Below are 22,601 nucleotides of genomic sequence, written 5' to 3'. Positions count from 1 at the left end.
GTCTCACCAGGAGCTGGGCCCCTTGGGCTCCAGGCCCACGGCCGGCCGGACGTCCGCGAGGTAGACGCCGGCCACGGTCGCCACGATGAGTGCGATCAGCAGGGATCCACCGCCCAGCAGGCCGAGGGCGGAGAACACGGCGGCGCCTCCGGTCAGCGCGAGCCAGAACCCCTTCGTCCGTTTGAAGGCACGCTGGAACTGGGCTGGAGCCTTGGTGAGGCAGTCCACGAACGCCCAGACGGCGAGGCCGGCTGCGACCAGCGCGAGGGCGAAGTCGATCGCATTGACGATGTAGAAGACCCAGACATTCTGCACGGGGCTCAGCCTACCGGTCGATCGCGGACAGGGCGCGGTCGAGGTCCTCCCAGAGGTCCTCGACGTTCTCGATGCCCACCGACAGGCGCAGCAGCGTCTCCGGGACGCTGTGCGGCTCCTCGTGGTGCCGGCGCCGCCGCTCGATCAGGGACTCCACCCCGCCGAGCGACGTGGCGGGGGTCCACACGCGCAGCGCGTCCACGGCGGTCTCGACGGCGGCGACGTCCCCGGCGGGGACGATCGCCACGATGGACCCGAAGCCGTCCATCTGCGCGGCGGCCCGCTCGTGGCCGGGGTCCCCGGGCAGGCCCGGATAGCGCACCTCGCGCACGGCCGGGTGCCCCTGGAGGCGGCGGGCGAGCTCGCCGGCGGTGGCCTCGGAGCGCTCGACCCGCAGCGCCAGCGTGCGCATCCCGCGCAGCGCCAGCCACGCCTCGAACGGGCCCGGGATCGCGCCGTGCAGGGAGCGGTGCCCCTGCAGCCGGGCCCGCAGGGCCGGGTCGGAGGTGACGGCCGCGCCCAGGACGACGTCGGAGTGCCCCGCCAGGTACTTGGTCACGGAGTGCACCACGACGTCGGCGCCGTGCTCGAGCGGGCGCTGCAGGAGCGGGGTGGCGAAGGTGTTGTCCACGCACGTGAGCACGCCGCGCTCGCGGGCCGCCGCGAGCAGGGCCGGGAGGTCGGCGACCTCCAGCATGGGGTTGGTGGGGCTCTCGAGCCAGAGCAGGTCGGCGGTGTCCAGGGCGTCCACGACCTCCGCGGTGTCCGTGACGTCCACGGTGTGCACGGTGAGCATCCCCCGGGACTCGAGGTCCGCGGCCAGGGCCAGGGAGCCCTGGTAGCTGTGCCGGGGCAGCACCAGGCACCCGCCCGCGGGGACGAGCGAGAGCACCGACGCGACGGCGGCCAGGCCCGAGGCGTAGAGCAGCCCGGGGAGCCGCGCCTGCTCGAGCCGCGCCAGCACGTCCTCGACGTCCTCCCACGTGGGGTTGCTGAAGCGCCCGTAGGTGCGGTCCTGGCCGTCGAGGTCGCCCGAGCCCCGGTAGGTGGAGGTCAGGACGATGGACGGGCCGACCGGCGCGTCGTGCTCCGGTGCGGGCCGTCCGCCGGAGACCAGCACGGTGTCCGGGCGGAGGGCGGCGGGGCCGTGGGCGGGCGGGATCTCGGAGCGCGCAGTCATGGTCCCAGGCTATCGGGCCGCGGCGTCCCCAGCCCGCGCGCGATCGGGAGGCGCTGTCCCCACGGGTGGCTAGGCTGGGACCGTGACCACCCGACCGGCCCCCGCCCCGCCGCCCGCCTCCGCCGCGGAATCCGCTCCCGCGCCGTCCGGGCGCGGGCTCTTCGTCGTGTTCGAGGGCGGGGACGGCGCCGGGAAGTCCACGCAGGTCGGCCGGCTCGTGGAGGCCCTGCGGGCCGAGGGGCACGACACCGTGCGCACCCGGGAGCCCGGGGGCACCCCGCTGGGCGAGACGGTGCGCGACCTCGTCCTGGACCCGGCGCACGGGCCCGTCGACGCCCGCGCCGAGGCCCTGCTGTTCGCTGCGGCCCGCGCCGCCCACGTCGCCCAGCTCATCCGTCCCGCGCTCGCCGCCGGGCGGACCGTGGTCTGCGACCGGTTCGCCGACTCGTCCGCCGCCTACCAGGGCGCCGGGCGCGGCCTCGGGGTGGACCGGGTGACGGAGCTCAACGCGTGGGCCACGGCCGGGCTCGTCCCGGACCTCACCGTGCTGCTCGACGTCCCGGCCGGGACGGGGCGCGCCCGCCGGGAGAACCGCGACGGCACCCCGGGCGACCGCCTGGAGACGGAGCCCGACACCTTCCACGACGCGAACCGGGAGGCGTTCCTCGAGCTCGCCGGGAGGGCGCCGGATCGCTACCTGGTGCTCGACGCCACCCGGCCGGCGGCGGAGATCGCGGCCGCCGTGCGCGCCCGCCTCGCCGCGCTCCCCCGGTCCGTCCGGGCCGCGGAGGTGGGCGCGTGAGCGTGTGGGACCAGCTGCTGGGCCAGGACGCCGTGGTCGCGCAGCTGCGGCGCGCCGCGCAGGAGGACCGGCCCACCCACGCCTGGCTGTTCACCGGTCCGCCCGGCTCGGGGCGCTCCAACGCGGCCCTCGCGTTCGCCGCGGCGCTGCTGTGCGAGCAGGAGGACCCCGCCGAACGCGGCTGCGGGCACTGCCACGCGTGCCGCACGGTCCTGGCCAGCTCCCACGCGGACCTCACCCATTTCGTCACCGAGAACCCACAGATCACCATCGAGGAGGCCCGGGAGCTCGTGGTCCGCGCCCAGGACCGGCCCTCGGTGGGCCGCTGGCGCGTCATGGTGATCGAGGACGCCGACCGGATGGTGGAGCGCACCTCCAACGTGATGCTCAAGGCCATCGAGGAGCCCCCGCCCAACACGATCTGGCTGCTGTGCGCGCCGAGCCCGATGGACGTGCTCGTGACCATCCGCTCGCGCTGCCGTCCGGCCACGCTGAAGGTGCCCGCCGTGGAGGACGTGGCCGAGCTGCTGATCCGCCGGCACGGGGTGCCGCGGCAGCGCGCGGAGGAGAGCGCCCGGCTGGCGCAGTCCCACGTGGGCATCGCCAAGCGGCTCGCCCTCTACGACGACGCCCGCACCCGGCGGCAGGAGGTCGTCTCCATGCCGCTGAAGCTCTCCGGGGTGCCGGACGCCGTGCGGGCGGCCGACCGGCTGTACAGGATCGCCGTGGAGGAGTCCCAGGCGGACGCCGAGTCCCGCAACGAGGCGGAGCGCAAGCAGCTGCTCGTGGCCCTGGGCGCACCGGAGTCCGGGCGGGTGCCGCCGGCCATCCGCGGCGCCCTCAACCGGCTCGAGGCCGACCAGAAGCGCAGGTCACGGCGGATCCAGACGGACACCCTCGACCGCTTCCTCATCGACCTCACCACCTTCTACCGCGACGTCCTGACCCTCCAGCTGCGCACGGGCTCCGCCCTGGTCAACGAGCACCTGGCCCAGCAGCTGCAGGACCACGCGTCCAACGCGACCCCCGAGCGGACGCTGCACCGCATCGACGTGATCAGCCGGACCCGGGACCGGATCCGCACCAACGTCAGCGCGCAGCTGGCCTTCGAGGCCATGGCCGTCTCCCTGCTCTGACCCCCCTCCCGCATCCCCCCACCCCCGAGGAGCCCCATGATCCGCCGTGCCGCCCCCTCGCACCGCGCTCTCCTGCCCGCCACGGCCGCGCTGACCGCGGCCGGTCTGCTCCTGAGCGGCTGCTCCTCCCTCGGCGCCGGCGCCACGGGAGAGCCGACCTCCGGGGGCGCCACCGGCGCCGTCGTCGAGGGCACCACCGAGGAGCTGCAGCGCTACTACACGCAGACGGTCGCCTGGGAGGACTGCGAGTTCGAGGTGGAGACGAACGGCGCGCAGGACGACCTGCAGTGCGCCGACGTCGAGGTGCCCCTCGACTACGCCGACCCGGCCGGCGGGACGACCACCGTGGTGATGTCGCGCCTGCCCGCCCGCGGGGACGCCCGCGGCAGCCTGCTCCTCAACCCGGGCGGTCCCGGCGCCTCCGGGGTGGACGCGATGCTCTACGCGCAGTACACGGTCACCGGCGACGTGCGCGAGGCCTACGACGTCGTGGGCTTCGACCCGCGCGGCGTGAGCCGCTCCGAGGGGATCGAGTGCCTCGAGGACGCGGAGCTGGACGCGTGGCGCGCCGAACCGATGTTCGACCCCCAGGAGCAGCCGGCCGCGCAGATCCGGGAGGAGTACGAGCGGCTCGGCGCCGCGTGCGTGCAGGACTCCGGCGAGCTCGTGGCCGAGATGGACACCGTGAGCGCCGCCCGGGACATGGACGTGCTCCGGGCCGTCCTCGGTGACGAGCGGATGACCTACCTGGGCTTCTCCTACGGCACGCTCCTGGGCGCGGTGTACGCCGAGCTGTTCCCCGACCGGGTCGGGCGGCTCGTGCTCGACGGCGGGGTGGACCCCACCCTCAGCGACATGGAGGCCACCGCGGACCAGGCCGAGGGCTTCGAGGACAACCTGCGCCACTGGGTGCAGCAGTGCCAGTTCGAGAATCCGGACTGCGTGCTGGCCGACGTCTCCGTGGACGAGGCGATGACCCGGATCCAGGAGCTCATCGCCTCGGTCGAGGAGGGGACCGTGACCGCCGCGGACGGCCGGCGGGTCACCGCCACCAACGTGGTCGAGGGCATCCTGGGCCCGCTCTACGCGACCACCACCTACGAGGCGCTCAACGAGTCCCTGGGCGACGCCTTCGACGGCGACTTCTCGGCGCTGCTCGCCCAGTCGGACCTCACGCACGGGCGCAACGCCGAGGGCCGGTACACGAGCAACACCACCGTGGCGTTCACGGCCGTCAACTGCCTCGACCGGCCCGAGGGGACGGTCACGGAGGAGCAGATGGCTCAGCACCAGGAGGAGCTCGAGCGGGTCTCGCCGACGTTCGGCCCGTACCTGGGCTACGGCGACGCCGCGTGCCAGGGATGGCCCGCCGAGCCGGCCGGCCTCGAGGAACCGCTCGACGCCGAGGGCGCCGATCCCGTCCTCGTCGTGGGCACCACGCACGACCCCGCAACCCCCTACCACTGGTCCGAGGCCCTCGTGGAGCAGCTCGACGACGCCCGGCTGCTGACCTACGACAGCTACGGTCACACCGCCTACACGGCCGGCAGCCGCTGCGTGCAGGAGGCCGTCGACGCCTACCTGCTCGAGGGCGAGCTCCCCGCACCGGGGACGACCTGCTCCTGAGCCCGGCCGGCCGGCGTCACACCGGCGCACGTGCCGCGCCCTCGCCCCACCGGGGCGCGGCGGGCGTCAGCTCCGCCGCGGCACCGGCGCCCGGACGAGGCCGGGGAGATCGCGGACCGAGTCGACCACCACGTGGGCGCCTGCCGCGCGCAGGGACGCGGCGTCGTGCGCGCCCGTGCGGACGCCGACCACCGCCGCGGAGCCGGCCCGCAGCCCGGCCTGCACGTCCGCGGCCGTGTCCCCCACCACCATGACCCGGCGGACATCGCCGAGGTCCAGGGCCAGCACGGCGGTGAGCACCATGTCCGGCCAGGGCCGTCCGCGCCCCGCGTCCGAGGGACACAGACTGAGGTCGGCGAGACCCGTCCAGCCGAGCTGCTCGAGGAGCGTGTTGAGGCTGTGCCGGTCGTAGCCGGTGGCCAGGCACACCCGCAGGCCGGCCTCGCGCAGCGCCGTGACGGCCTCCTCCGCGCCCTCCACGGGGGTGACCCCCTCGGTGGCCAGCAGCTCGTCGAGGTGGCGCTCGAAGTCCCGGACGGCCCGCCGCGCCTGCTCGGGGTCGGTCGCGAACAGCTGCTCGAGCACCCCGGCCTTCGACTGGCCCAGCGTGCCCCGGACGTGGTGGAGCATCTGCCGGAACCGCTCCGAACCCGGGTCGACGCCGAGACCCGTCACGGTGCGCTCGAAGGCCCGCTCCATGATCCCGTTGTCGTGGAACACGGTCCCGGACATGTCCAGGAAGGCCAGCTCGAGGTCCGGCGCGATGCCGCTGTCCGGGGTGCGCACGGGGCCGCTCCTGTTCCGGGCGGACCGCAGCGGCCCGCCCCGTCGTCGTGTCCGTCCATGCTGCGCCCCGGTCCTCCGGGCCGGTAAGGCCGAGCGGCCGAAGAGCCGGTGAACTCCCGGGGAACTCCCGCACGGCGCCCGGCCGCTCCGATTGGGGACGCCCCGGCGCTCTCTGCTACAGTTTCACCTGCACTGAGGCCGTCCCGGACGGCCGCGTGCACGCCTCCTTAGCTCAGTCGGTAGAGCGTTTCACTCGTAATGAAAAGGTCGTCGGTTCGATTCCGACAGGAGGCTCCACCACGAGACGAGGCTCCGGACCCACTGGGTCCGGAGCCTTTCGCGTCGCCCCGGCGCCCCGCCGTCCACGACGGACGTCGCGCACCGGTCGTCACAGTCGCGTCACCCCTGGTCACAGCCCTGTTTGCCGCCTGGAAGCCGCCGTACGCTGAGGCCAACCCGGGCGATCGGCCACCACGGACGACTTTGGCGGTGCAGCATGCAACTCCGTTCCCGACAGCGGCTCTGCACGCTCGTCCTGGCCGGAGCGGCACTGGCCGTGCCGGCCTGCAGCCCCTCCCCCGCCCCTCCCCCGGGCGAGCCCGCCCCGACCTCCGCGGACTCCCGGGCCCCGTCGGACTCGGCGGCCCCGTCGGGCTCCGCCGTCCCGCCGGGCTCGGCGACGCCGGACCCGAGCGACTCCGGCGATCCCCCGGTGTCGCGCATCCTGACCTGGCTGCGCATGGGGCCCACCGGGGAGGGCACCCCGCTCTGGTACGACCCCCTGAAGGACGGCGACTGCGGCGACGAGCAGCTGCTCGCGTCCTGGGCCCAGCCCATTCCGCGAGCCGGCGCCGTCCTGTGCGAGGCCGCCACGACCAACGACCCCGAGCTGTGGCGGCAGGGCGAGGAGGCCCTGGCCGCCGCTCCGGCACCCGCGAGCTGCTGGGAGGAGGAGACCGTGGCGGGCCTGCGGCGGCTGGTCGAGTTCCACCGCCGGACACCGGAGACGGTCCCCGACCTCCGGGTCCCCGACGGCACGGCCTGCCCCCTCGTCCTGGAGAGCCTCGTCTCGCCCCTGGCACCGGGGACGGAGGGCCTGGAGATCCCCGTCTCGACCTGCGGGGGCGCCCCCGTCTTCCTGCAGGGCAATCTCGAGTGGGTGCCGCCCGAGGGCATCCGCGCGGTGACGGTGGGGGCCACGGAGGTGCCGGTGCAGCAGGGCAACGGGAGCCTGTTCTTCCGCGCCCCTCCCTCCGACGTGACCGGCTACGTCCCGGTGTCCGTCTCGGACGCGGACTGGCCCGTCAGCGGTCTGGCGTACCTGGTGTACCAGGTCCCGGCGGCCGCCTGTCCCAGCCCGCCGCCGACGGCCGCCCCGGCTCCGACGGGCGCCCCGGTTCCCGGGACCGCTCCGACCGCGACGGGAGCCCCGGCTCCGGCGGACGCCCCGGCTCCGTCGCCCACCCCGTAGGGGCCACGGTGGCGGAACAGGGGCCGGCCCCGTCCCCGCCCTGGACGCGGCTGCTCCAGGCGGTCTCGCAGCTGGGCGTGTCGGCGAGCCTGCTCACGGCCCTGCTCCTCCACTACGGCTGGGTCCGCGCCGGTGCCCAGGCCCGGGAGATGGGCCTGGACGTGAACCTCTTCGGCTACACCACCCAGGACTACCTGCTGCTGAGCATCAGCTCCCTGTACGTCCAGCTCTTCTGGATCGCCGTGGCCGTCCTCGTCGGGGTGTGGGCGGACCGCAGGATCCGGGAGCACGCCGATGCCCGTGTGCGCCGGTCCGGGAGCGCCCCGGTGGCCCGGTTGGCGCGCCGGGGGACGTGGTTCTTCGTCGGGCTGGCCGTGGCCGGGTGGTTCCTGGAGCGCGCCGTTCGGGAGAGCAGGGAGGCCTGGATCCTCCCCTTCGCCATGGCGCTGTGCGTCCTGGGCGCCGCGTGGGCCGCGGGTCTCCGACAGCGGGTCACGGCCCGCGGCGGGGCGCCCACCGCACCGCGGGGGCAGCTCCTGGGCGCCGCCGCGCTGGTGTCCGTGGTCGCCCTCCTGGTGTTCTGGGGCACGTCGTCCGTGGCCGAGGAGACGGGCAGGGCCATGGCCCACGACCTGGAGCACGAGCTGGAGTCGATGCCGCGGACGGTCGTCTACAGCCAGGAGCCCCTGCACGTGGGCCTCCCCCGGGTCGGTGCGGAGCAACTGGGCGCCCCCGAGGACCCGCTCCACCGCTACGACGGGCTACGGCTGCTCACGCTGCGCGGCGGCCGGTACTTCCTCCTGCCCGAGCACTGGACCGTCGCCGGCAGCACGGTCCTGGTGCTGCCCGACGACGACTCGATCCGGCTCGAGTACAGCCGGTGAGCCCGCCCGGTCCGCCCGCGCGCCGTGCTCCGCGCCGGCCGGTCCGGCCGCGGGGAGGGTGAGGGTGAAGACCGTCCCCTGCCCCGGCGCGCTCTCGCACCGGACCGTGCCGCCGTGGCGCTCGACGATCTCGCGCACGACCGCCAGCCCCAGGCCCAGCCCCGGGATCGCGCTCATCCGGGCGTTGCGACTGCGGAAGAACCGGCCGAACACGTTCTCGGCGTCCTCCGGGCGCATCCCCATGCCGCGGTCGGCGACCTGCACCCGCACGGTGGCCCCGGCCGGGACCACCCGGACCGTCACCGGTCCGCCGTCCGGGGAGTACTTGATGGCGTTGGAGAGCAGGTTGTCGAGCACCTGGCCCAGGCGCACGGGGTCGCAGGGCAGGACGAGGCGGGGCGGGGCGTCGACCCGCAGCTCCACCCCCGCCCCGGCCGCGCGGAGCCCGGCGGCCGCGACGGACTGCTGGACGACCTGGACGAGGTCGGCCTCCGCCTGCTGCAGCTCCAGCCCGGGGCCGGCCGTGCGGAGGAGGTCCTCGACCAGGACGAGCAGCTGGTCCGCGTTGCGCTCGACGACCTCCAGTCCGGAGCGGACGTGCCCGGGGAGCCGGCCGTCCATGGCCAGGAGCTCCGTGTAGCCGCGGATCGACGTCAGGGGCGTGCGCAACTCGTGGGAGACGCCGGCCAGGAAGTCGTCCTTGGCCTGCAGGGCGGCCACCAGCTCGGTCACGTCGTTGAAGGACAGGACGGAGCCCTCGGTCCCCCCGTCCTCGTCCCGGAGCACCCGGGCGGACACCGAGAGGACCCGCTGCACGGGAGGCGTCCCCGCCCACACCAGGACGTCGGAGAAGGACTCGCCGCGGATGGCCCGGAGGGCGGGACGCCGGTCCACCGGCAGCGGCGTCCCGGCCCCGTCCGCGTAGAGGCGCAGGTCCGCCTCGGCGCCGTCCCGCATCCCCTCGGGCAGGGACACCTCGTGGATGCGGTGCTGGCGCCGGTTCATGAGGATGTCGTGGCCGTGCTCGTCGATCGCCAGCACGCCCACGTCCACCGTGTCCAGGACGGTGTTCAGCAGCCGCTCGCGCCGCGCGGTCACGGCCAGCAGCCGGCGCAGCTCGGCGTCCTTGGCCCCGAGCTCGGAGTTCTGGCGCTCCATGCTGTTCGACAGCACCTGGACGGTGAGCCCGATGCCCAGCAGCATGAACGGGATCAGCAGCGGTGCCGTCAGCAGCTGCGCGCTCAGCGGCCGGGGTGGCACGGCGAGCGGGACCCAGACCATGGCGAGGGTCAGCAGGAACCCCAGTGGTGCGGACGCCCGGGGCAGCCGCCCCGAGCCGGTGAACCAGATGACGGGGAACGCCGCCATGATGCCCACCCCGGTCACCGTGCTCAGGGTGCCCTCCCGCAGCAGGGTGATGGGGACGAAGTCCAGGACCGGCACGGCCAGGAACGCCCCGTCCGGCAGCCGGTCCCACGGCACCAGCACGCACAGGGCCGTCAGCGCGATCGTGAGCGCCAGGGCCAGCTGCACCCGCAGATCGTCCCGCAGCGGCTCGTGCACGACCCAGATCCCGGCGACGAGCACCACGGTCGTGACGAAGAGCGGGAGCTGGCTGAGGAGCACGCGCGAGCGCATCGACAGCTCGTGGAAGCTGATCCGGTCGAGGGAGAGGACGGTGAGCAGACGGTCCACGGGAAATCTCTTCCGACAGGGTGCGTCACCCTCGGGGGGTCGGGATGACAATTGCAAAGAATAGCGGCTTAATGAGTTCATGACCCCCTCCCCCCAGGGTCGCCGTGCCGTCGTGATCGAAGACCACGACGACATCCGCAACCTCCTCGCCCAGACCATCGGCATGCGCGGCTTCGCCGTGACGACCGCCGCGACCGGCCTCGAGGGCCTCGAGGCCGTGCGCCGCCACGGCGCCGACCTCATCACCCTGGACCTCAACCTCCCGGACCTCGACGGGCTGGAGGTCTGCCGGCGGGTCCGGCAGTTCTCCGACGCCTACCTGCTCATGGTCACGGCCCGCCCGGGGGAGATCGACCGGCTGGAGGGTCTCGAGCTCGGGGCGGACGACTACATCAGCAAGCCGTTCAGCCCCCGCGAGCTGCAGGCCCGGATCGAGGCGATGTTCCGCCGGCCGCGCGCCCGGGCCGAGCAGGCCGACGCCGAGGAGCTGCGCCGCGCGGCCGAGGTCCAGCGCAGCCTGCTGCCCGCCGCCGCACCGTCCGTGCCCGGCTACGACGTGGCCGGCGCGTGCCGGCCCTCCCGCAGCGTGGGCGGGGACTTCTTCGACTGGTACACGACCGAGGGCGGGCTCCAGGTCTCGCTGGCCGACGCCATGGGCAAGGGCATGGGCGCCGCGCTCATCGCCGCCACCGTGCGCGCCGTGCTGCGCTCCGCGGCCGGGCAGCCGGACATGGACCAGGCCTTCCGCGACACGTGCCGGCACCTCGAGCACGACCTCGCCCACTCCGACTCCTTCGTCACGCTCTTCCACGCCCGCCTGGCCACGGCCGGCGGGGTCGTGGAGTACGTCGACGCGGGCCACGGGCTGGGGCTGCACGTGCGCGCGGACGGGATCGACCGGCTGCGCCCGGGAGGCCCCCCGGTGGGGGCGGTGCCCGGGACCCGGTGGGTGCCCGGCCGGATCGTGCTCGCGCCCGGCGACGCGCTCGTCGTCGTCAGCGACGGCCTCCTCGACGCCTACGAGGACGTCGACGACGCCGTGCGGGCGGTCGCGGACGTGGTCTCCCGGCACGAGGACGCCCAGGCCGTCTGCACCGCGGTCCTCGACCTGGCCAGCGGGGACGCCCTCTCCGACGACGTCACCGCCGTGGTCGTCCGGCGCCGGGCCGCCCCGTGAACCGCTTCCTCGTCCGGCTGCTGGTCGTCCTGACCCTCCTGCTCGGGGTCAACTACATCGCCTGGCGCTGGCTCGAGTCGCTGAACTGGTCCGCGTGGTGGATCGCCGTGCCCCTCGTGCTCGCCGAGACGTACAGCCTCATCGACGTCTCGCTCTTCGGGCTCACCGTGTGGCGGCTGAGGCGCCGCGGCAAGGCCGGCGCCCCGCCCCCGGGCGCCACGGTCGACGTCTTCATCACCACCTACGACGAGCCCCTCGACCTCGTGATGGGCACCGCCCTGGCGGCGCAGGCGATCCGTCACCCGCACAGCACGTGGATCCTCGACGACGGGGCCCGACCCGAGCTGGAGGCGCTCGCCGCCGAGCACGGACTGGGCTACCTGACGCGCAGCGAGGACTGGGCCGACCGGCCGCGCCACGCCAAGGCCGGCAACCTCAACAACGCCCTGATGACGACCCAGGGCGAGTTCCTCCTGATCCTCGACGCCGACCAGGTCCCGGACCCGGGGATCCTGGACCGCACCCTGGGCTGGTTCAACGACCGGAAGGTGGCGCTCGTCCAGACGCCGCAGTGGTTCGTCAACGTGCCCCGCCACGACCCGCTCGGCAGCCAGGCCCCCCTGTTCTACGGTCCCATCCAGCAGGGCAAGGACGGCTGGAACGCCGCCTTCTTCTGCGGCTCCAACGCGATCCTGCGCCGCGAGGCGCTCATGCAGCTCGGGCTCTCCGGGTACGTCCGCGAGGTCGAGCACGACGTCAAGGACGCCCTCGCCCGCACGCGGGCGGCCCTGCGGAAGGCGCGACGGTCCCCGGAGGCCGCGAACCCCGTCGTCGCCGGGATGCTCGACGACGTCGAGGCCGCCACCGAGCGGGCCCGCGCCGAGCTGAAGGCCGGGGCCCCCCTGACCGAGCTGACCTACCGGCTGCAGCGGGAGGTGGACGCGGCGGCCCGGCGGACGGTCACCCGCGACTTCTCGCAGATCGAGGCCGACCTCGCCTCGATCGCCGCCCTGGAGCTGCCCCCCGAGGACGGCATGGTGTGGCCGGACGAGCTCGCCTCCGCCGTGGACCGGATGTCCCGCCGCGACCTCTCCCCGCTGGCCGCCGTGGAGCCGGTGCGGGAGGTGCTCGAGGCCGTCTCCGTGGACCGGCCCGGCGAGGCCCAGCCGGTGATGCCGCTGGCGACGATCTCGGTCACCGAGGACATGGCCACCGCGATGCGCCTGCACGGCCTGGGCTGGCGCAGCGTCTACCACCACGAGATCCTCGCCCACGGACTGGCTCCCGAGGACCTGAAGACCATGCTCACCCAGCGCCTGCGCTGGGCGCAGGGCACGGTGCAGGTCCTGCTCCGGGAGAACCCGCTGCTGCAGCGCCGGCTCGGCTGGGGGCAGCGGCTCATGTACTTCGCCACGATGTGGAGCTACCTGAGCGGCTTCGCGGCCGTCGTCTACTTCGCCGCCCCGATCGTGTACCTGGTCCTGGGCATCCTGCCGGTCACGAGCCTCAGCTGGGACTTCTTCGTCCGGTTCATCCCGTTCATGGTGGTGAACCAGCTGCTGTTCCTGGTGGTGGGCCGGGGCATCCCCACCTGGCGGGGCCAGCAGTACAGCCTGGCCCTGTTCCCCATCTGGATCAGGGCGTGCACCACGGCCGCGCGCAACGTGTGGTTCGGCCGGCCCCTCGGCTTCGCGGTCACGCCCAAGGTGCGGCAGGACGCCGGTCCCGCCTGGCACCTCATCAGACCGCAGCTGGTGGTGATGGGGCTGCTGGCCGCGGCCCTCGTGGTGGGGACCGTCCGGCTGGCGGCGGGGCTGAACGAACCGGTGGGAACCCTGGTCAACGTGGCCTGGGTCGCCTTCGACCTGGTGGTGCTGAGCGTGCTCGTCACCGCCGCGAGATATCCGGGCTTCGAGCCCGAGGAGAGGAGTGCCGATGCAGTTCACGGTTGAGCAGAAGCCGAGGTACGCCCACATCACGGGTACCGGACGGCTCAACATGGTGGGAGCGCCCCGGCTCCGGGAGGTCGTGTCGAAGGTCGTCGACGAGGGCAGCAACCACGTGGTGATCGACCTCGGCGGGACCGAGTTCATGGACTCCTCCGGCCTGGGCGCCCTCATCGGGTGCCTCAAGCTGGCGCGCCAGGCCGGCGGCGACCTGCGGATCGCGAACGTCCGCCCCCAGGTGCGCATGGTCCTCGAGCTCACCAGCATGCACCGTGTCCTGAACCCCTACGACACCGCCGACGCGGCCTTCGCCGATGACTGAGCCCGGGTCCCGCCGCTCGCGCCGGGGCCCGGCCGACGCCCGGACGGTGGACGCCCTGCACGAGGACCTGGACGCGCTGTGGGCCGAGGCCGGGTTCGTGCCCGATTCCGACCGGATGGCCTTCACGCTCGCGGTCGTGGAGGCGGCCGGCAACGTGGTGGTCCACGCGGTGCCCGCCGCGGAGGAGCCGATCGAGCTCGCGGTGGAGCTGGCCGCGGACCCGCAGCGGCTGGAGGCGAGGATCTACGAGATCGGTGCCGCGCCGGCGCACGTGGACCTCACCGGACCGATGGCGCAGGAGCACCACGAGTCCGGGCGCGGGCTCGCCCTGATCCAGGCTCTGGTCAGCCGGGTGGTGTTCGAGCGCCACGGCGACACGAACGTCTGGAAGCTGTGCCGGGAGTGCGGCCGGGACGAGGCCTAGCGCTCCCGCGGCGGTTCCTCCGGAGCCGCCGCGGGAGCCCCGGACACCCCGTCCTGCCGGGGCGGACGTCCCCTGATTTGCGGATGTGAACTGTCGGTCGTGGTGCCTAGACTTTGGTCCAGGACAACACGTCAGGGGGCTCACGTTGTCACCGAGAACACTCGATCAGGGACCGGTTCAGCGCCTCGCCGCGGGGGGACATCAGGGGCGGGGCGCACGCCGAGCACACCGGGAGACGTCGTCATGATCGCCGCGATCATTCCCGCCCACGACGAGGCGTCGCGCGTCCAGCACGCGGTCACCTCCCTCCACCGCCAGACCCGTCCGCCGGAGCGCATCCTGGTGATGTCGGACGACTCCACCGACGCCACCGTCGAGGTCGCGCTGCACGCCGGCGCCGAGGTCCTGCTCACCGTCGACAACCGTCACCACCGGGCCGGGGCGCTGAACCAGGCCCTGAGCACCGTCCGGATGGAGCCGGACGACCTGGTGCTGCTCGTCGACCCGGGGGTCCGGCTGCCGCCGGGCTTCCTGGCCCGCGCCCTGGCGGCCCTCCGGGACCGCAACGTGGGGGCCGTCTCCGCCCGGTCCACCGCCGTCGGCGGCGCCGCGGCCCTGATCCGCTGGCGGGCCCTCGAGGACGTCCACCGGTCGTTCGGCCGCTACTGCGACGAGGGGCCCGTGACCGGCCAGATGCGCCTGGCCCTGGACCTCGAGGCCGTCGGCTGGCGCCTCTGCCCGCCGGTGGAGGCCGAGGAGGACGCCCCCGTCCCGGTCGAGCACATCGCGCCCGTGCCGGTCGGGGTCGTCCGGGCGGAGCCGGCGGCCGCGTGAGCCGCCGCCGGCCCCGCCGTGCCGCTCAGTCGCGGACGGCGCGGCCCACGACGACGGCCGCCGCGCCCGCCAGGACCGTCGTGGTCAGGCATCCGATCGGCAGGGGCAGGCAACATCCGCCCACCGTGACGTCGGTGCCGCGGCGGGTCCGGGTGGACCAGCCGGGGAAGGGGAGCATCCGGAAGCCGGAACGGCGTCCGGACGCCCCGCCCCGGCGGCCGGGCAGGTCGTAGCCGGGACCGAAGCGGCCGGGCCCCCCGCGGCCGGGCCAGCCGAGGCGCGAGCGGGACCAGCGGGCGTCGAACTCGCCGTCGGCCGCGCGGTAGTCGAAACCGGAAGCGTTCATGCCGCCCATCAAACCATCAGCAGGCTGTCGGGTCCACCCCGCAGCGGGCGGCGGGCGGCGGGTTCAGCCGCGCTGCAGCAGCTCCCCCGCGCGCTCCACGTGCTCCCGCACCGCCTCGGACCGGCGGACGACCGCGTCCAGCCGGTGGGCCGCGGTCTCGTCGTCGGCGCGCATGAACCGGGCCATGGTGAGGGCCTCCGCGGCCTGGGCCATCGCGTTGCCGGCACGGGAGAGCTCACGGTGGACGTCGTTGAGGTAGCCGCCCGGGGAGGCCGGGATGTCGTAGCTGCGGCTCGGCGCCGTGCGCTGCGCCGCGGCGCACACGGCGCGCACCTCCGGCAGCAGATCGGCGAGCGCGTTGGCGGTGGGCACCACGGACTGCGCGAGCGACTTGTCCGGGAGGGTCTCGAGGATCTGGTGGAAACGGTCCAGACCCCGGCGGAACCGGTCGTGGGCGCGGCGCCACACGCCCAGACCGAGCTCGGCCTCGTCACGGCGAGCGGCGCGGTAGTCGCGCAGGAATGCCACGGGCGGTCCTTTCGAGAGGGGACAGTCCATCCTACGGCGCTGCGGTCCGCCTCCCGCGCGCACGGGGACGGCGGCCCGGCCACGACGACGGCCCGGGGCCGGGGTGGCCGGCCGGCCCCGGGCCGGGGTGCGCTGCCGGGCCGGGGTGCACTCAGGGGACGAGGAGGACCTTGCCGATGTGCGTTCCGGAGTCGAAGTACTCGTGGGCCCGGGCGACCTCGTCCAGGGGGAAGGTGCGGTCGAGGACCGGGCGGACGGCTCCGGACTCGACGTGCGGCCACACGTGCTCCCGCACGGCGGCCATGATCCGGGTCTTCTCCGCGACGGGCCGCGGGCGCAGCGTGGTGCCGATCACGGCGGCCCGCTTGGCCATGAGCTTGCCGAGGTCCAGCTCCCCCGTCCGCCCGCCCTGGGTGGCGATGACCGCGATGCGCCCGTTGGTGGCCAGCGCGTCCAGGTTGCGCCCGAGGTAGGACCCGCCCACGACGTCGAGCACGATGTCGGCGCCGCGTCCGTCCGTGAGCTCCCGCACGCGCTCCACGAAATCCTCCTGCCGGTAGTCGATCGGCTCCGCGCCGAGCTGCCGTGCGGCGTCGGCCTTCTCGGGGCTGCCGACCGTGGTGAGCACGCGCAGTCCCAGCGCGCGGCACATCTGGATGGCGTTGGTGCCGATCCCGCCCGTGCCGCCGTGCACCAGGATCGTCTCGCCCTCGCGGGCGGCGGCGGCCATGAAGACGTTGGAGAACACCGTGGCGCACACCTCCGGCAGCCCGGCTGCGGCCGCGAGGTCCACCCCGGCGGGCGCCGGCAGGACCTGACCGGCCGGGACCACGACCTCCTCGGCGTAGCCGCCGGAGTCCAGGAGGGCGACGACCTCGTCCCCGAGCGCGAACCCGGCGCCGGCGGGCACCTCGGGGCCGAGCTCCTGCACCGTGCCCGAGACCTCGAGGCCGAAGACGTCCGACGCGCCGGGCGGGACCGGGTACTTGCCCTGCCGCTGCATGACGTCGGCCCGGTTGATCCCGGCGGCGCGGACCCGGATCCGCACGCCGTCGGGCGTGAGCTCCGGGGCGGGGACCTCGGCGACGGTGAGGACCTCCGGTCCGCCGGGGGTGGTGTCGAGCACTGCGCGCATGGTGGGGCCTTCCGGTCGGGGACGACGTGCGCTCCCATTGTGTCGCGGGGCGGGGACCCGGTCACCCGGCGTCGGCCCGTGGCGAACAGCGCTCCGCCGCGCTCGGCGCTCCGCCTCGTGCAGCGGATCGGGGCGCTCAGCGGATCGAGGCGTAGGCGTCCAGGGCCCGGCCGCGGCTGGCCGGCAGGTCCACGATCGGCTCCGGGTAGCCCACCGACGGGCCGAGCAGACCGGGCTCGTGCGGGTCCACGCCCTCGTCGCCGGCCAGCTCCGGGACCCAGCGGCGGATGTAGCGGGCGTCGGGGTCGAACTTCCGGCCCTGGGTCAGCGGGTTGAAGATCCGGAAGAACGGGCTCGCGTCCGCGCCGGAGCCGGCGACCCACTGCCAGTTCCCGGGACCGCACGCGGGCTCGGCGTCCACGAGCGTCTCCCAGAACCACTGCTCCCCGGCCCGCCAGTCGACCAGCAGGTTCTTGGTGAGCAGGGACCCGGCGACCATCCGGACCCGGTTGTGCATCCACCCCGTGGCCCGCAGCTGCCGCATGCCCGCGTCCACGAGCGGGAAGCCGGTGCGTCCCTCCTGCCAGGCCCGGACGTCGGCGGCCGCCTCCGCCGGGTCCCGCCACGGGAACGCGTCGAAGGCCGGGCGGACGTGGCGCACGTGCAGGTCCGGCACCTGGTGGAGCAGGTGCCAGTTGAACTCCCGCCACCCCAGCTCGGCCAGGAACTGCTCCAGCCCCGGGCTGCTCCCACGCTCGGACCGGTGCCGGACGGCCGCGTCCCACACCGCGAACGGGCTGATCTCGCCCCACCGCAGGTGCGGGGAGAGCCGGCTCGTGCCGTCCCGGTCGGGCCGGTCGTGCCCCTCGGCGTAGTCCTCCACGCGGTCCAGGAAGTCGTCCAGCCGCTCCCACGCGGTGGCCTCCCCGGGCGTCCACGTCGCGGCCAGCCCGGCCGCGTGCTCCGCGGACGGCAGGGCCCAGTCGTCCAGGTCCTCGGCGCCGGCGATCGCCCCGACCCCGGCGGACGCGCCCCGGCCCGCGCCGGGCACGGGCAGCGGCTGCCGGATCTCCAGCGTCCGCAGCGCCTTCCAGAACGGGGTGAACACCTTGTACGGGCCCCCGGCCCCGGTGCGCAGGGTCCACGGCTCGTGCAGCAGCGCGGCCTGGAACGAGTGCGCCTCCACCCCGTGCGCGGCGCACCACTGCTTCACCCCGGCGTCCACGGCGAGCTCGGGCCCGCCGTAGCGGCGGTTCCACGTGACGCCACCCGCCTCCGTGCGCTCGAGGACCTCGGGGAGCACCTCCGCCGCGGCGCCGCGGCGGAGCACGAGGGGGATGCCCAGCTCCCCGAGGGACTCCCGCAGGGACCGCAGGGACCCGTCCAGCCACCACTTCGCGGCCGCGCCGAGGGGCCGGACCCCCTCGGACTCCTCGTCCAGGACGTAGAGGGCGACCACCGCGCCGCGCCGGCACGCGGCGTCGAGGGCGGGGTGGTCCGTGACGCGCAGATCGTCCCGGAACCACACGATCGTCGTCGTCCCGCGGTCCGGGCTCTCGGGTGCGTCCACGCGCTCACCCTAGCCGGGGCTTTGGCGGCGTTCCAGGCGCCGTGGAAGAATGGGCGGCGCGCTCCGCCGCCCCGCCGGGGACCGGACGAGTGCGGGGAAGGTTGTCCGAGCGGCCTAAGGAGCCGGTCTTGAAAACCGGTGTGCGGTGACCCCGTACCAAGGGTTCGAATCCCTTACCTTCCGCCCCGCCCGAGGCCCCCGCCGCACCAGCCGGTGGGGGTCTCCGCGCGTCCCGGCCCGGGGCCGCAGGTCTCAGGACGCGGCGGGGGCGGGGTGCGCGTCCAGCACCGCCTCGGCGATGCGGTCGGCGTCCGCCAGGGTCCGGGCGCCCAGTTCCGCGGACGCGCCGGCCTCCGCGGCGATCGCCACGCCCCACTGGACGGCCGAGAGCTGCAGGCCGAGCACGAGCACGCCGGGCTCGACGCCGCCGTCGACGCGCACGGCCCGGTACGGAGGGCGGGTCACGTCCAGCCCGCCGCCGGGCACGGTCGCCACGCCGTCCCGGGTCTCCATCGCCCGGACCCGCGCCAGGCCCTCCCGGTGCATCGCGGACAGCAGCGGGGAGATGTTGCGCCGGACGTCGTTGGGCGGGGACATGGCCTCCACGAGGTGCTCGGCACGGAAGGGCTCGTCCTTGACCCAGGGGGAGCTCGCCACGAACCGGCCCTCCTCCTCGTCCACGAGGAACTGCGGGTCCGGGCCCAGGAAGCGCACCACACCGGCCCGCGCCAGCGCCGCCAGCTGCTGGGTCCGCAGCACCGGCGGGCCGGAGGCGAGGCCCTCCACGAACGGCTCGAACGTGCGCCGCAGCTCGTCGGTCCAGGACGGGTCGCTGATCCCGAGGTCCGCGAGCACGGCCTTGAGCACGGTGCGAGCGGCGTTGAGGGAGGCGACCGCCATCTGCAGCGGGTCGTCCTCACCGGCCAGCGCGCCGTGCACGTCCCGGTCCAGGTGGTGCACCACGGCCGCCGCGTACTCGTCGTGGGAGCCGAAGCTGATCCCCTCGAACGGGCGGGCGAGCCGGATGGCGTTGAGCTGCCGGCCCGGGACCACCGCGGACGCGATGAGCCGTTCCGCCCGGGACGTCCACGGCCCCTCGGGGTGGTCGTCCTCGCTGCCGAGCACGGCGTCGAGGCGCGCCAGGAACTCCTGCGGGTCGGTCTCGAAGGCGTCCGGGGCGGTCCGCGCCAGGACGGTGTAGTAGTTCCACTGGGCGTCCTTGCGGATCAGCGGGTAGAGGTCCGTCTCGAAGGACAGCGGTCCCTCCGTCCGCGCCGCGAGCGCCCGCACGGTGTCGAGGGTGAAGAACCGGGTGACGAGGGAGGACGCGTAGTAGCCCTCGAGCACCGCCTTGGAGCGGTACGGGGCGCCGCGCCGGGAGCCCGCCACGATCACGGGCTCCCGTCCGGACGGGTGGTAGACGTAGCGCTCCCCCTCCTGGGTGTAGATCCCGCCGCGGCCCTCCGTGACCTGGGCCAGGACGTCGCAGAAATTCAGGCCCATGCCGCGCACCAGCACGGTGCGCCCGGCGGGCAGGTCCTCCCAGTGCACGTCGGCGGGCACCGCGGGCGGCCAGTAGGTCAGCCCGAGCTCGGCGGCGCCGTCCACCAGCTCCCGCTGGTCCGGGCGCAGATCGGCGTCGAGGTGGCCCAGGGCGAGCACCACGGCGTCCGCCGGGAGGTTCTGCCCGCCGCTGATCTCCACGTCGTAGCGGTGCCGGGCCTGCTCCCGCACGTGCACGCCCACGGCCTCCGCCCGGTGCACGACCAGCTGCACCGAGGCCGGGAGGGCGTCCTGCAGCGCGCGGAAGACCCAGGCGAGGTAGACGCCGTACATCCGCCGGGAGGGATAGGACTGCGGCGTCATCCGGGTCAGGTGCGCGGCGTCGTCGGGGTCCACGGCGATGGTCCCCGCCACGGCGGCGAGCCGCCAGTGCTCGAAGCTCATGTTCCGCAGCGGCTCGAGCGGATCCACGGGCAGCACGCCGTCGTCGGCGATCACCGTGGGGAACACCGAGGGCGTGTTCATGAGGTACAGCGGGGACTGGTTGGTGCGCCACACGTGCCCCGGCCCGGGCGGGAAGGGGTCGACGACGTCGACGCGCACCCGGGTGCCCGAGGCCGCCGCGCGCGCTACGAGGCGCTCCACCACCGACAGCCCGCGGGGGCCCGCCCCGATCACCGTGACCCGTCGTTCGCCGCCTGGCCTGCCCGTTGCGCTCATGGCCCCCAGGATATCGACCCGCACATCGCCCCGCGCGCCGGGCCACGGGCACGGGCACGAGGCTGCGCCTACGATGGCGGTCATGACCGAGACCGCGCAGACCGCCGCCCGCCCGACCGCCGAGCAGCCGCACGACGAGAACCTGTGGCTCGAGGAGATCACGGGGGACGCGCCCCTGGAGTGGGTCGCCGGGCAGAACGCGCGCACCCTGGCGGCGCTCGAGGGCCCGCGGCTGCGCCGTCTCGAGGCCGACGTGCTGGCGGTCATGGACTCGACCGAGCGGATCCCCATGGTCTCCAAGCACGGGCCGCACTACTACAACTTCTGGCGCGACGCCGAGCACCCGCGCGGCGTCTTCCGCCGCACCACGTGGGAGTCCTGGCTGAGCGAGGACACTGAGTGGGAGGTCCTGCTCGACGTCGACGCGCTGGCCGCCGCGGAGGGCGTCGACTGGGTCTGGGGCGGGGCCCGGCTGCTGCGCCCGCAGTACACCGGCGGCCGGCACCGGCGGGTGCTGCTGAGCCTCTCCCCCGACGGCGGCGACGCGAAGCGCGTGCGCGAGTTCGACCTCGACGAGCGCCGGTTCGTGCCCGGCGGCTTCGACGTCCCTACGGCGAAGTCGAGCGTGACGTGGGTGGACGCCGACACCGTGCACGTGGGCACCGACTTCGGTCCCGGCTCGATGACCACGTCCTCCTATCCCCGCACGGTCCGCGTCCTGCGCCGCGGCCGGGACCTGGCCGCGGCGCGGCAGGCGTTCGAGGTCGCCGAGGACCACGTGCAGGCGGTGCTCGTGCGCGACCACACCCCGGGCTTCGTCCGGGACGTGGCCGTGGACGTCGTGGACTTCTTCGCGTCCCGCACCTACCTGCTGCGGGACGGGGAACTCGTGCACGTCGACGTCCCCGACTCGGTGACGGTGGACCTGCACCGGCAGTGGCTGCTGCTGCGCCCGCAGGAGGAGCTGGAGCTGGACGGCGCCGTGCACCCGGCCGGGTCCCTGCTGGCGGCCGAGCTCGAGGCGTTCCTGGCCGGGGACCGCTCCGTGACCGCCGTGTTCGTCCCGGACGAGCGCACCTCCCTGCAGTCCTGGTCCTGGACGGCCGACCGGCTGGTCCTCAACCTGCTGCGGGACGTCTCCTCGGTGGTGCGGGTCGCCGAGCCGGGCCCGTGGACCTCCGCCGAGCTCCCCGGGGCGCCGGCGCTGTCCAGCGTGGACGCCTACGCCGTCGACGACGAGGACCCGGAGGCGGGCAACGACTACTGGCTCGTGGCCACCGGCTTCCTCACCCCCACCACCGTCTCCCGCGGCACCGTCCCGGCCGACGGCGGGGCGACGGCCCCGCCCCGCGTGGCGAGGACCGCGCCGGCGTTCTTCGACGCGGCCGGGCTGTCGGTCGAGCAGCACTTCGCGGTCTCCGCGGACGGCACCCGCGTGCCCTACTTCCAGGTGGGCCCCTCGGACCTGGTCCTCGACGGGAGGAACCCCACCCTGCTCTCCGGCTACGGGGGCTTCGAGGTCTCCCGGACCCCCGCCTACTCCGGGGCCCTCGGGCGGTCCTGGCTGACCCGCACCGACGACGCCGGGCGCTCCGGGGTCTACGTCCTCGCCAACATCCGCGGCGGCGGGGAGTACGGTCCGGCGTGGCACCGGGCCGCGCTGCGGGGGGAGCGGCACCGGGCGTACGAGGACTTCGCGGCCGTCGCGGCGGACCTGCAGGCCCGCGGGGTGTGCTCCCGGTCGACGCTCGCGTGCTCGGGCGGCTCCAACGGCGGGCTGCTCGTGGGCAACATGCTCACCACGTACCCCGAGCTGTTCGGCGCGGTCTCCTGCGGGGTGCCCCTGCTGGACATGCGCCGCTACACGAAGCTGTCGGCGGGCTACTCGTGGATCGCGGAGTACGGCGACCCGGACGACCCCGAGCAGTGGGAGTCCGTCCGCACGTTCTCGCCGTACCACCTCCTGGAGGAGGGACGGGACTACCCGGCGGTCCTGTTCTGGACCGCCACGAGCGACGACCGCGTGGGTCCCGTCCAGGCGCGCAAGGCGGCGGCGCGGATGCTCGCGATGGGCTACGAGGACGTGTGGTTCTACGAGGCCACCGAGGGCGGGCACGCGGGCGCGGGCGACAACAAGCAGGCCGCCCGCCTGCACGCGCTCTCCCACGAGTTCCTGTGGACGGCGCTGCACCGGGGCTGAG

At 74.7% G+C, this 22,601-nt stretch carries 19 protein-coding genes and 2 tRNA genes; 12 read left to right on the top strand and 9 right to left on the bottom strand.

Going from position 1 to position 22,601, the window contains the following annotated elements; genetic code table 11:
- Positions 1-3 precede the first annotated feature (3 nt).
- Together Q0817_RS02455 and Q0817_RS02450 are read right to left on the bottom strand one after the other, a co-directional pair.
- A complete protein-coding gene (locus tag Q0817_RS02455; protein ID WP_298583504.1) occupies positions 4-315 on the bottom strand; it encodes a DUF2516 family protein in 312 nt (103 codons plus the stop codon).
- Positions 316-325: 10 nt separating this feature from the next.
- Positions 326-1,495, bottom strand: coding sequence for a PLP-dependent aspartate aminotransferase family protein (locus Q0817_RS02450; protein ID WP_298583502.1), 1,170 nt, complete (start codon positions 1,493-1,495; stop codon positions 326-328).
- An 82-nt stretch (positions 1,496-1,577) separates the two neighbouring features.
- On the opposite strand from Q0817_RS02450, the gene tmk reads away from it, so the two are divergent.
- From tmk to Q0817_RS02435, 3 genes are read left to right on the top strand one after another with little or no spacing between them, the layout of a single operon-like run.
- Positions 1,578-2,297, top strand: a complete 720-nt coding sequence (gene tmk, locus Q0817_RS02445; RefSeq protein ID WP_298583500.1) for a dTMP kinase — start codon at positions 1,578-1,580, stop codon at positions 2,295-2,297.
- On the top strand, positions 2,294-3,433 hold the full coding sequence (locus Q0817_RS02440) for a DNA polymerase III subunit delta' (protein WP_298583499.1): 1,140 nt from the start codon (positions 2,294-2,296) through the stop codon (positions 3,431-3,433). The genes tmk and Q0817_RS02440 overlap by 4 nt, the downstream gene beginning before the upstream one ends.
- Positions 3,434-3,469: 36 nt before the next feature.
- A complete protein-coding gene (locus tag Q0817_RS02435; protein WP_298583497.1) occupies positions 3,470-5,059 on the top strand; it encodes an alpha/beta hydrolase in 1,590 nt (529 codons plus the stop codon).
- A gap of 66 nt (positions 5,060-5,125) precedes the next feature.
- Here Q0817_RS02435 and Q0817_RS02430 read toward each other — a convergent pair whose 3' ends face one another.
- On the bottom strand, positions 5,126-5,845 hold the full coding sequence (locus tag Q0817_RS02430) for an HAD-IA family hydrolase (RefSeq protein WP_298583495.1): 720 nt from the start codon (positions 5,843-5,845) through the stop codon (positions 5,126-5,128).
- Positions 5,846-6,066: 221 nt separating this feature from the next.
- Here Q0817_RS02430 and Q0817_RS02425 point away from each other — a divergent pair.
- A tRNA-Thr gene (locus Q0817_RS02425) sits at positions 6,067-6,142 on the top strand.
- A gap of 199 nt (positions 6,143-6,341) precedes the next feature.
- The gene (locus tag Q0817_RS02420) at positions 6,342-7,316 is read left to right on the top strand and encodes a hypothetical protein (RefSeq protein WP_298583493.1); all 975 of its coding nucleotides are present in this window, start codon (positions 6,342-6,344) and stop codon (positions 7,314-7,316) included.
- A gap of 761 nt (positions 7,317-8,077) precedes the next feature.
- Here Q0817_RS02420 and Q0817_RS02415 read toward each other — a convergent pair.
- The gene (locus tag Q0817_RS02415) at positions 8,078-9,895 is read right to left on the bottom strand and encodes a cell wall metabolism sensor histidine kinase WalK (protein ID WP_298583492.1); all 1,818 of its coding nucleotides are present in this window, start codon (positions 9,893-9,895) and stop codon (positions 8,078-8,080) included.
- A gap of 79 nt (positions 9,896-9,974) precedes the next feature.
- Here Q0817_RS02415 and Q0817_RS02410 point away from each other — a divergent pair, with 79 nt between their 5' ends.
- The 5 genes from Q0817_RS02410 (at position 9,975) to Q0817_RS02390 (ending at position 14,598) form a co-directional block, all read left to right on the top strand.
- A complete protein-coding gene (locus Q0817_RS02410; RefSeq protein ID WP_298583490.1) occupies positions 9,975-11,072 on the top strand; it encodes a PP2C family protein-serine/threonine phosphatase in 1,098 nt (365 codons plus the stop codon).
- Entirely contained in the window at positions 11,069-13,024 is a 1,956-nt protein-coding gene (locus Q0817_RS02405) for a glycosyltransferase family 2 protein (RefSeq protein WP_298583488.1), read from the top strand. The genes Q0817_RS02410 and Q0817_RS02405 overlap by 4 nt, the downstream gene beginning before the upstream one ends.
- Entirely contained in the window at positions 13,008-13,340 is a 333-nt protein-coding gene (locus Q0817_RS02400; protein ID WP_298583486.1) for an STAS domain-containing protein, read from the top strand. Before Q0817_RS02405 ends, Q0817_RS02400 begins: the two co-directional genes overlap by 17 nt.
- Entirely contained in the window at positions 13,333-13,764 is a 432-nt protein-coding gene (locus Q0817_RS02395; RefSeq protein ID WP_298583484.1) for an ATP-binding protein, read from the top strand. The genes Q0817_RS02400 and Q0817_RS02395 overlap by 8 nt, the downstream gene beginning before the upstream one ends.
- Positions 13,765-14,007: 243 nt before the next feature.
- On the top strand, positions 14,008-14,598 hold the full coding sequence (locus tag Q0817_RS02390; protein ID WP_298583482.1) for a glycosyltransferase family 2 protein: 591 nt from the start codon (positions 14,008-14,010) through the stop codon (positions 14,596-14,598).
- 25 nt (positions 14,599-14,623) lie between these two features.
- On the opposite strand, the gene Q0817_RS02385 is transcribed toward Q0817_RS02390, so the two are convergent.
- The 4 genes from Q0817_RS02385 to Q0817_RS02370 all read right to left on the bottom strand — a co-directional run bounded on the left by Q0817_RS02385 (position 14,624) and on the right by Q0817_RS02370 (position 18,177).
- Positions 14,624-14,944, bottom strand: a complete 321-nt coding sequence (locus Q0817_RS02385) for a hypothetical protein (RefSeq protein WP_298583480.1) — start codon at positions 14,942-14,944, stop codon at positions 14,624-14,626.
- A gap of 63 nt (positions 14,945-15,007) precedes the next feature.
- Entirely contained in the window at positions 15,008-15,472 is a 465-nt protein-coding gene (locus Q0817_RS02380; RefSeq protein WP_298583478.1) for a hypothetical protein, read from the bottom strand.
- Between the two features lie 151 nt (positions 15,473-15,623).
- Positions 15,624-16,607, bottom strand: a complete 984-nt coding sequence (locus Q0817_RS02375) for an NAD(P)H-quinone oxidoreductase (RefSeq protein ID WP_298583476.1) — start codon at positions 16,605-16,607, stop codon at positions 15,624-15,626.
- Between the two features lie 136 nt (positions 16,608-16,743).
- Positions 16,744-18,177 (bottom strand): deoxyribodipyrimidine photo-lyase, encoded by a 1,434-nt coding sequence (locus Q0817_RS02370; RefSeq protein WP_298583474.1) that lies wholly within the window; start codon positions 18,175-18,177, stop codon positions 16,744-16,746.
- Positions 18,178-18,272: 95 nt separating this feature from the next.
- Here Q0817_RS02370 and Q0817_RS02365 point away from each other — a divergent pair.
- A tRNA-Ser gene (locus Q0817_RS02365) sits at positions 18,273-18,360 on the top strand.
- Between the two features lie 69 nt (positions 18,361-18,429).
- Here the strand turns inward: Q0817_RS02365 and Q0817_RS02360 are convergent.
- Positions 18,430-20,400, bottom strand: coding sequence for an FAD/NAD(P)-binding domain-containing protein (locus Q0817_RS02360; protein ID WP_298583472.1), 1,971 nt, complete (start codon positions 20,398-20,400; stop codon positions 18,430-18,432).
- An 82-nt stretch (positions 20,401-20,482) separates the two neighbouring features.
- Here Q0817_RS02360 and Q0817_RS02355 point away from each other — a divergent pair, with 82 nt between their 5' ends.
- The gene (locus tag Q0817_RS02355) at positions 20,483-22,600 is read left to right on the top strand and encodes a prolyl oligopeptidase family protein (RefSeq protein ID WP_298583470.1); all 2,118 of its coding nucleotides are present in this window, start codon (positions 20,483-20,485) and stop codon (positions 22,598-22,600) included.
- The last annotated feature ends 1 nt before the right edge of the window (position 22,601 follow it).

Source organism: uncultured Kocuria sp. (genome assembly GCF_947500125.1).
GTDB lineage: Bacteria > Actinomycetota > Actinomycetes > Actinomycetales > Micrococcaceae > Kocuria.
The sequence above is the reverse complement of the archived record's forward strand: the minus strand, read 5'-3'. Positions and strand labels throughout refer to the sequence as shown.

Bases quoted from the DNA above. Each gene is read 5' to 3' on its own strand.
- Q0817_RS02450 (WP_298583502.1), bottom strand. From the start codon at position 1,495: ATGACTGCGCGCTCCGAGATCCCGCCCGCCCACGGCCCCGCCGCCCTC.
- Q0817_RS02435 (WP_298583497.1), top strand. From the start codon at position 3,470: ATGATCCGCCGTGCCGCCCCCTCGCACCGCGCTCTCCTGCCCGCCACG.
- Q0817_RS02420 (WP_298583493.1), top strand. From the start codon at position 6,342: ATGCAACTCCGTTCCCGACAGCGGCTCTGCACGCTCGTCCTGGCCGGA.
- Q0817_RS02410 (WP_298583490.1), top strand. From the start codon at position 9,975: ATGACCCCCTCCCCCCAGGGTCGCCGTGCCGTCGTGATCGAAGACCAC.
- Q0817_RS02400 (WP_298583486.1), top strand. From the start codon at position 13,008: ATGCAGTTCACGGTTGAGCAGAAGCCGAGGTACGCCCACATCACGGGT.
- Q0817_RS02395 (WP_298583484.1), top strand. From the start codon at position 13,333: ATGACTGAGCCCGGGTCCCGCCGCTCGCGCCGGGGCCCGGCCGACGCC.
- Q0817_RS02390 (WP_298583482.1), top strand. From the start codon at position 14,008: ATGATCGCCGCGATCATTCCCGCCCACGACGAGGCGTCGCGCGTCCAG.
- Q0817_RS02385 (WP_298583480.1), bottom strand. From the start codon at position 14,944: ATGAACGCTTCCGGTTTCGACTACCGCGCGGCCGACGGCGAGTTCGAC.
- Q0817_RS02375 (WP_298583476.1), bottom strand. From the start codon at position 16,607: ATGCGCGCAGTGCTCGACACCACCCCCGGCGGACCGGAGGTCCTCACC.
- Q0817_RS02360 (WP_298583472.1), bottom strand. From the start codon at position 20,400: ATGAGCGCAACGGGCAGGCCAGGCGGCGAACGACGGGTCACGGTGATC.
- Q0817_RS02355 (WP_298583470.1), top strand. From the start codon at position 20,483: ATGACCGAGACCGCGCAGACCGCCGCCCGCCCGACCGCCGAGCAGCCG.